This is a genomic window from Caenispirillum salinarum AK4 (assembly GCF_000315795.1).
GTDB lineage: Bacteria > Pseudomonadota > Alphaproteobacteria > Rhodospirillales > Rhodospirillaceae > Caenispirillum > Caenispirillum salinarum.
The window spans coordinates 170,105-178,221 of the sequence record NZ_ANHY01000011.1 but is presented as its reverse complement, the minus strand read 5'-3'; the positions used below and the strand labels follow the sequence as shown (position 1 = coordinate 178,221).

Here is an 8,117-nt window from a genome sequence, read left to right as displayed (position 1 = left end):
TGCGGGTGTAGCTCAGTTGGTTAGAGTGCCGGCCTGTCACGCCGGAGGTCGCGGGTTCGAGCCCCGTCACTCGCGCCACCAGGCTTCGAACTTTCGAAAAAAGACCGGCCACCGAGCCGGTCTTTTTCGTATTGGACCCATGCCGCCGGAAAGGTGGTTTCCACAGTGCCCTTCATCATCCGTTCGCGCCCCGCAGGAGGCTCCTCGTGATCCGTTCCGACGCCACCCGCCGGCCCGTCGTTCCCCCGGACGTAGAGGCCGCCCGCGATGCGGTGCTCGGAGCCGTCACGGGCAGCCTGATCCACGCCATCGGCCAGCCCCTGACGATCATGCGCCTCGCCGCCGAGCGCCCCGAGGGCCAGGTCGGGCTGGACGCGGCCGCCGCCGAGGTGGTGGTCGACCAGGTGGCGCGGCTGGAGGCGATCTTCCAGGGCCTCGACGGCCTGGCGCGGGCCGGGCGGGGGCCGGTGCGGGCGCAGCCGGTGGTGCCCGTTCTGCACGCGGCGCTGGAACTGCTGGACCCGCTGACGGCGGCGCGCGGCGCTCCGGCCGTCAGCCTCGCCGCCGCGCCGGAGGTGGCGGAGGTGGTGATCGAAGGGCCGGACGGGCTGCTCATGCTGCTCGGCGTGGCCCTGCTGCACGAGTCGTTGGGGGCTGCGCGGGAGCGCATCGCCATCTCGCTGACGCCTGCGCCGGCGCCGGCGGCGGAGCCAGGGTGCGGCCCGAACGCCGGCGTGGTGTTGACGATCGAGGACGACCGCCCGCTGGGAAAGGCGGCGTTCGGCGGCCATGCGGTGGCGGTGGCGCGGGCGCTGGCCGGGCGGCGCCTGCCGGCTGCTTCGGGCCTGATCCTTCACCTGCCTGCGGTCACCGCGCCCGCCGTGCGGCACGAGCCGGCGGCGTCGCCGCCGGACCGTCCGGTGCGGGTGTTGCTTGTGGAGGACGAGGCCCTCATCGGCGAGATGATGGCCGAGCGGCTGACCGATCACGGTTTTCCCACGACCGTCCGCGGCAGCGTCGCCGAGGCCCTGGCGGCGCTGGAGGCCGAGGTTCCCGACGCGGTGGTGACCGACCTGTCCCTGCCGGACGGGCCGGGGGAAGTGTTGCTCGACCGGCTGGCGCGGGACTGGCCTCAGGTCTTCACGATCGCGCTTTCGGGACGCGAGCCGGACACCGCCGCCATGCCCGACGGCGCCATCGACATGCTGCTGCGCAAGCCGGCGTCTCCGGAAAAGCTGGCGGAGTGCCTGCGCCAGCTGTTGGACGCCGGGTGACGGGCACGCCCGCCGCCCCTGTCAGGACAGCCGCAGTCCGCCGCCGCCCGTGTCGAACAGGTTCTGCAGGCGCTCCAGCCGCGCGAACAGGTGGTGGCCGTCGTTGATGAGGCGCTCGAGCTGCGGCACGTGGGGATGCGGCGTCGCCGGGTCGGGCAGGTTGGCGCCGACCTCGGCCAGCAGGCGGCGCGACTCGTCCTGCATTTCATCCCGATCCATCTGCCCGTCGGCCACGGCGCGGTAGAGCAGCAGCAGGCCCATGCAGCAGGTCGCCATGCTGGTCACGCGCGACATATCGCGGGCCAGCCGGATGCGGTCGAGCGGCGTCGCTTCCGCCGGTGCCAGGGCGGCGTTGCCGGTGCCCACGAAGGCGCGGGCGCGTTCCAGCAGCCCGAGCCCTTCGTTGAAGGCATCGTTCAGCAATTCCTCGTCCACCCAGGTCGACACGTAAACCTCGCTGCATAAGCCGTTTGGGGTAAACACCCATATCAGGTCGGCCGTTGCCGCCTCAATAGTCACGGCTCCAGTTCACGCCGACGTCGCTGCCGCGCGTGCTGGTTCGGCCCTCCACGCTGATGCTGGGGGTAAGCTGCACTTCCACGTTCACGCCGGTGGACTCGGCGCCGACCCCCTGTTCAACGCCCACATAGACGTCTTCGGTGATGTACTTGCCGATCTCCAGCGCCGGCCCGTCCTCGCCGCCGGCCAGGCGGATGGTGTCGACGCCGATGGTGCTGGCGATCACTTCGGTGATGCCCGGCCCGCCGCCGCCCAGCCCGCTGAGCACCCGCACGGCGTTGGCGGCCTGCAGGGCTTCCACGGGGCCCAGGTCTTCCAGCCCCGCGCCGAACAGGACGCGCGCCATGACCTCGTCCTCGGGCAGGGGCGGGATGCTGGTCAGCTGGATCTCCGGGTCGCGCGCCGTGCCCGAGACGGCGATTATGGCCGTGACGTCGCCGGCGGTCTCGTTGGCGGCCTCGATGTTCAGGCGCGGATTGATGCGCTGCCCGCCGGTCAGGTCCACCTCGCCCTCGGTAAAGGTGAAGGTGTTGCCCACCAGGTCGAACTGCCCGCGCACCACCTGGATCTGGCCCACCATCTGCGGCGCGTTGGTGGTGCCGGTGATACGCAGCGCGCCGCTCCATTCGGACTCAAGCCCGCGGCCGCGGACATAGAACTGGTTGGGAATGGTGACCGAGATGTCCAGGCCGATGACCACCGGCGCCTCGGCCGCCTGCAGCGCCTCCGGGTCCGTCTCCACGGGAAGGCCGGCCTGCTCGCCGCCTTCCTCCACCACGTCCAGTGTGGTGACGCCGCCACCAAGCGTGTTGATGAGCCGCAGGAGTCCCTCGTTCACCGTCAGGTCGGCGGTGAAGGTGCCGCCGTCCAGCGGCCCCTGGAAGCCCAGGTCGCCCGAGACGGTCGCGCGCAGGTCGTCGCGGCGCACCAGCGTCGCCCGCTGGAAGCCGCCGTCGGCGTCGATCACCAGTCCGCCCTCGTCGGTCAGGTCGGCACGCGCGTCCAGCCGCAGCGTGCCCCGCCCGGCATCGTCGCCGGTCAGCGTGAGTGCGACGGTGCCGTCGGGGCGGCGGTCGGCCTCCAGCCGCAGGTTGGTCAGCACCGTGCCGTATTCCAGGTTTTCGTAGCGGCCGTTGGTGATGCGGGCTTCGGCGGCCAGCTCGGGCTCCTCGATCGTACCGGTGACGCCGGCGCGCACGAAGCCCTCGCCGTAGAGCCGGTGGCCCACCACGGGCACCAGCGGCCAGATGTTCTCCAGCCGGCCGCGCCAGTTCACCAGCGCCTCGATGGGCTGGGTCTCGGGCAGCGACGGGATGCCCTGGGGCGAGAAGGCCACGGGGATGGAGGCGGTCGCCACGGCCTCCTCCGCCCGTACGCCGCCCAGTTGGGCGCGCAGTTCCAGGCGCTCGTTGCGCAGGTCGCCGGTCACGTCCAGCGACAGGCCGCGGATTTCGGCCTCGGGAATGGCGAGGTCGGGAATGCGGGCGGTCACCGTGCCGGTGGGATTGCTCGGCGGACCGGCGATGTCGATGCGGGCGTCCACCACGCCCGTCGGCACCATCCCGTCGCCGAGGAACGGCTCGGCCGTTTCCAGCGGCACGCCGTCCACCCGCAGGTCGAGGGCCACGCGCTGGGGGCCGAGGGCGGCATCGACGGCCACCATCCCGCGCCCGTCCAGCGCCAGCCGCAGGTCGGAGACGCCCAGATCGCCGCCGCCGAACGAGATGGTGGCGGGCTGCGTGAGGCGGGCGCCCAGTCCCGTCGCGTCGTCCTGGACGCGGAAGCCTTCCAGCACCAGTCGGTCGTCCTGAAGGTTGTAGCGCCCCTGGGTCTCCAGCTCCGTCGGTCCCTGCAGGCTCGCGGTGATGGTCCCCGCCTGAAGGTCGCCGTCCAGCCCGACGGCCGCCCGGTTCCACGAAAGCCCGGCAGCGGCGCCGGCATCGGTGGTCAGGTCGGCGGTGACGCTGGGCGCGGTGAACAGGTTCCCCAGCCGCGCCTCCAGCAGCAGGTCGCGGACCCGCACATCCTCGGCCGGCAGCGCCAGGCGGTCGGCGGAGAGTTGCGCGGCGACGCGCTGGCCCTGGCCGGTGTCGTTGAAGGTCAGCGTCAGGCCCGAGCCGGAGCCGTCGATCTCCATGCCCGCCAGGCCGGACAGGGCGCTCCAGTTGGCGATGCCGCCCGACAGGGTGCCCTCGATGCCCAGCGCCGGGGGCAGCGCCACCGTCAGCCCGCCGTCGAGCGCCAGGCCGGCGGCCCGCAGGCCCAGGTCGCGCAGGATGATGCGCTGCCACTCCGGCGCTGTATAGGTGGTGTTGATGCGCACCGGCGCGCCATCCGGCCCGGTGGCGGTGAGCGCGAGCCGCCCCTGGGCCCCCGCGGCGTCCAGGCCCTGCGCGGTGGCCTGCAGCCGGATGTCGGTGAGGCGCTGCCCGCTCGCGGTCAGGGCGGGTGAGGTGGCGACCACGTCGAGGTCGGGGGCGGTCAGCGGGCCGCTGACGGTCCCGTCCACGGATATGCCGCCGGCCACGTCGGGGGCGACGGCCGACAGTTCGGGCACCTGCAGAACGAAGGCGGCCTGGATGGTTTCCATGTCGGCGGGCAGGGCGGCCTCGCCGCCGCCGTTGATGCCGCCGCTGTCGATGGTCAGGTTGCCGACCCGCACCGCGCCTTCGTCCGTGCGCGACAGGTCGGCCATGACGGTCAGGTGGTCGCCCAGCAGGGCGGCATAGGTGGCCTCGCCCCATTGCAGGTCCGACAGGGCGATGCGTGCGGAGCCGTCGACGGCGCCGGTGGCGGCGGCGCGGTCCAGCACCACCTCGATCCGGCCCTGGCCTTCCACGTCGAGGCCCGCCAGCGCGCCGAAGGTTTCCAGGTTGTCGGAGCGCACGTTGACCACGCCCTCGGCCGTCAGCTCCGCCACGTCGGCGGTCAGTTGCGCGTCGGCCTGAAAGCTCTCGCTCTCCACCTGGAGCAGGCGGACGGCCAGACGGTTCTCGGCGGGGACCAGGGTGGCGTCGATGGCGATCTCGGCGCGCGGGTCCGGGGCCGGCTCCGGCAGGCCGAGGAGCGTCACGCCGCCGCTGACGGTCAGCGGCGTGTCGGGCGCGGTGGGCGGGCCGTCGGCCCTGAGTTGCAGACGGCCCTCCACGGTGTCGATGGCGCCGGTGCCCGTCTCCACCTGACGCAGCGTGGCATCCACCAGGGCCTGCGGCGCCTGCAGGCTGCCGTCGAGGTCCGCCGTCACGGTGCCCGCCTCGAACGGCAGGTCCACCAGGGCCGTGAGCGCGTCGGCATCGTCGGTGGACAGCGTGACGGTGCCGTCCAGCGCCCCCTGGGGCCCCAGCGCCACGTTTTGGCCGGTGAGCGAGAAGGCGTCGTTGGCGGCGCGCAGCGTGCTGACGGTGACGGTGCCCTCCGCCGTGCCGCGGGCGTCCACCGCGAGGGCCAGTGACTCGCGCACCAGGGCCTGCCATGTCGGCGGCGCGTTCTGCGTGACGGAAACGGCCAGATCGGCACCGGCGGACCATTCCCCGCCCGCCGGCAGCCCGAGAGTGATGTCGCCCTCCACCTGCGCCAGGTCTTCCGCCACCGCCGACAGCTCGCCGGACCACCGGGCGGCGGGGCCTGCACCTTCCAGCGCCACCTGGACCGGTGGTAGGCCGGGCAGGTCGGCCAGTCGGGCGATGATGCCGCCGGCGGGTTCGGCGATCTGCACGTCGAGCGCCAGTTCCTGGCCCGGCGAGATGGTGGCGGAGACGGCGGCACGCCCGCCGCGTTCGTCCACGCGCTCCACCACCAGATCGGTGCGGATGCCGTCGCCGTCTTCCACGGGACCCAGGCTGCCCTCGGCCGTCAGCACCATGTCCTCGCCCAGCACGGGTTCCGCCAGGCGGAACCGTTGCAGGTTCAGCACGTCGACCCGCAGGCGCTCCAGCACGCCCAGGTCGAAGCCGTCGCCGGTGCCCTCGGCGGGGGGCGGTTCCTCTCCGGGCGGCAGGTCTGGCAGACGCAGAAGCTCGCCGCCCTCGCTCGACAACTCGTCGATGGTGAAGCGCCCGCGCACCAGGGCGAGCGGGCTCCAGTCCAGGGTCGCCCGCGGCAGGCGCAGGAACACGCCCTGGGGGTCGGAGACCGTGACGTCGCGCAGCGTGACCGCGCCGGGCAGGGGGCCTTCCAGGCCGCCGATCTCCACTTCGAGCCCGCCGCCGGACAGCAGGTTCTCCACCTTTCCCTTGAACCAGTCGGTACCGAAGATCTGCGCACCGGCGTCCTGGCCGGCGCCGCTGCCGATGGACAGCATGAGCGCCAGCAGGAGGACGGTGGCCGCGCGGCGCGCGGCGGAAACGGCTGGAATAGGGGTCATGGTGTCAGAACGCCTGGCCGATGCTGATGTAGAACTGGTACGCGTCGTCCACGTCCTCGCGCGGATTGATGGGTGCCGCCACGTCAAGGCGGATGGGGCCGATGGCGGTGTAGTAGCGCAGGCCCAGGCCGGCGGCATAGCGGATCTCCCGGCCGAAGTCCGGTAGCTGCGTGCCGAACACCTGGCCGGCGTCCGCGAAGGGCACGACGCCGATGCTTTCGGTCACCTTGATGCGCGCCTCCAGCCCCAGTTCCAGCTTTGAGCGGCCGCCGGTCGGGTTGTTGTTCTCGTCGAGCGGGCCGATGAGCTGGTATCCGAAGCCGCGCACCGTGCCGCCGCCGCCGGTGTAGAACCGCTTGTCGGCCGGAATGACTTCGAGGTCCTCGCCCGCGATGGTGCCGAAACCCGCGCGAGCGGCGAGGGTGAGGCGGTCGCTCTCCAGCGGGCTGTAGTAGACCGACCCCGTCACCTCCGACCGGGCGAAGGCGACGAAGGCGCCGTCGGCCGTGCCGGCGTAGGGCGTGAACGACATGCCGAGGCGGCTGCCCTCGGTCGGGTCCAGCGGGTTGTCGGTGCTGTCGCGCAGCGCCGTGAGCGGGATGCCCGCCAGCAGGATCGTGCGCTCGTCCTCGTCGGATTCGGTGATCTGGGCGATTTCCAGCGAGCCGCCGCCGCCCACCGTCCACAACTCGCCAACGGAGCGCTCGATGCCTGCGGACATGTCGAAGCCCAGGCGGTCGAAGGCCTCCGTTTCCTCGTTCTGCAGCGTCGCCTCGGCGACCAGCGACTGGTCGGGGCGCAGGAAGGCGGGCTTGAGGAAGGTGCTCGTCAGTTCCTGGTTCTTCTGCGACAGGTCCAGCTCGACGCGGATGTCCTCGTCGCGACCGAAGTAGTTGCGGTGTTCCCAGAAGGCGGTGACGCCGGCGCCCAGGTCGGATGAATAGTGGACGCCGGCACCCAGCGTGCGGTGCTTGGCCTCAACCGCCTCGATGTCGATGGGCAGGCTGCCGTCCTCGGCCAGCTGGTCGGGGTGGGTCAGGCGCAGCGACCGGAACAGGCCGGTGGACAGAAGCGCGGCGCGATAGGCTTCCAGTTCGTCCTCGTCCCACTGGTCGCCCGGCTCCCACGGGGTCAGGTCGTGCAGGTAGTCCTCCTTCACGTCCTCCAGCCCCGAGATGGACACCGTTCCGAAGCGGGCGGCGGGACCCGTGTTCATGCCGACATCGGCGCGCAGGACGATCTGGTCGTGGTTGACCGTGTAGCGGGTGTCCACGACCTTGGCGAAGGGATAGCCGCGCACCATGAGCGCCTGCGGCAGGTCGTCCACCACCTCCAGGATCGTGTCGGCGTCAGCGGGATCGCCGCGCTCCAGCGGCACGTCGGCCAGCGACAGCGGCGCGCCCTGCGGCGGCGGCTGGTCGCGGTAGTGCACGGTGAAGGCGTCGATGGTGTAGCGCGGGCCGGGGTCGACCTCGACGATCACCTGGACCGGGTCCGCCTCGCGGTCGATGCGGCCGGAGACCTCGCCCTTGTAATAGCCCTGGGACCGCAGCACCTCGCGGAACTTCTCGATGTCGGAATCCAGCCGCCGGCGCAGGCCGAGGATCGTGCCCGGCGGTTCCTCCTGCAGGCGGAAAAGCAGTCCGACGTCCTCCATGGCGTCTTCAAGGTCGCCCTGGTCGGCGCCGGTGATGTCGACCTCGTAGGGAATGTCGCCGTAGTCGCCGGGCACGGGCAGGTCGTCGGGCGACTGGCCTTCCTCAAGGCCCTGGACCGAGGAGTCGCCGGTGATGCGCTCGGTGATGTCGGAGATGGTGGAGCACGCCGGCAGGCCGAGCAGAAGCACGCACAGCACCACCAGACGCGCCGCCGCTGCCATGGCCGCCGTCGAAGCGCGCGCTTCCGGCGGTGCGTCCCCGGTTGATGCTGTCAATGGTCCTCCCTGGCATCGTTTCGGGCCC

4 protein-coding genes and 1 tRNA gene are annotated in these 8,117 nt (G+C 72.0%); 2 read left to right on the top strand and 3 right to left on the bottom strand.

The features are described from left to right. The first annotated feature begins 1 nt into the window (after window position 1). Both C882_RS12325 and C882_RS23260 read left to right on the top strand, forming a co-directional pair. A tRNA-Asp gene (locus C882_RS12325) sits at window positions 2-78 on the top strand. Between the two features lie 128 nt (window positions 79-206). Then, window positions 207-1,274 carry a response regulator gene (locus C882_RS23260; RefSeq protein WP_009540941.1) on the top strand — a complete coding sequence of 356 codons (1,068 nt, stop codon included), beginning with the start codon at window positions 207-209 and terminating at the stop codon, window positions 1,272-1,274. Window positions 1,275-1,295: 21 nt separating this feature from the next. On the opposite strand, the gene C882_RS12315 is transcribed toward C882_RS23260, so the two are convergent. From C882_RS12315 to C882_RS12305, 3 genes are all read right to left on the bottom strand, one after another. Continuing rightward, a complete protein-coding gene (locus tag C882_RS12315) occupies window positions 1,296-1,721 on the bottom strand; it encodes a DUF1465 family protein (RefSeq protein WP_009540940.1) in 426 nt (141 codons plus the stop codon). A gap of 61 nt (window positions 1,722-1,782) precedes the next feature. Further along, the gene (locus C882_RS12310; RefSeq protein WP_009540939.1) at window positions 1,783-6,156 is read right to left on the bottom strand and encodes a translocation/assembly module TamB domain-containing protein; all 4,374 of its coding nucleotides are present in this window, start codon (window positions 6,154-6,156) and stop codon (window positions 1,783-1,785) included. Between the two features lie 4 nt (window positions 6,157-6,160). Beyond that, window positions 6,161-8,089 carry an autotransporter assembly complex protein TamA gene (locus tag C882_RS12305; RefSeq protein ID WP_009540938.1) on the bottom strand — a complete coding sequence of 643 codons (1,929 nt, stop codon included), beginning with the start codon at window positions 8,087-8,089 and terminating at the stop codon, window positions 6,161-6,163. Window positions 8,090-8,117: the final 28 nt, after the last annotated feature.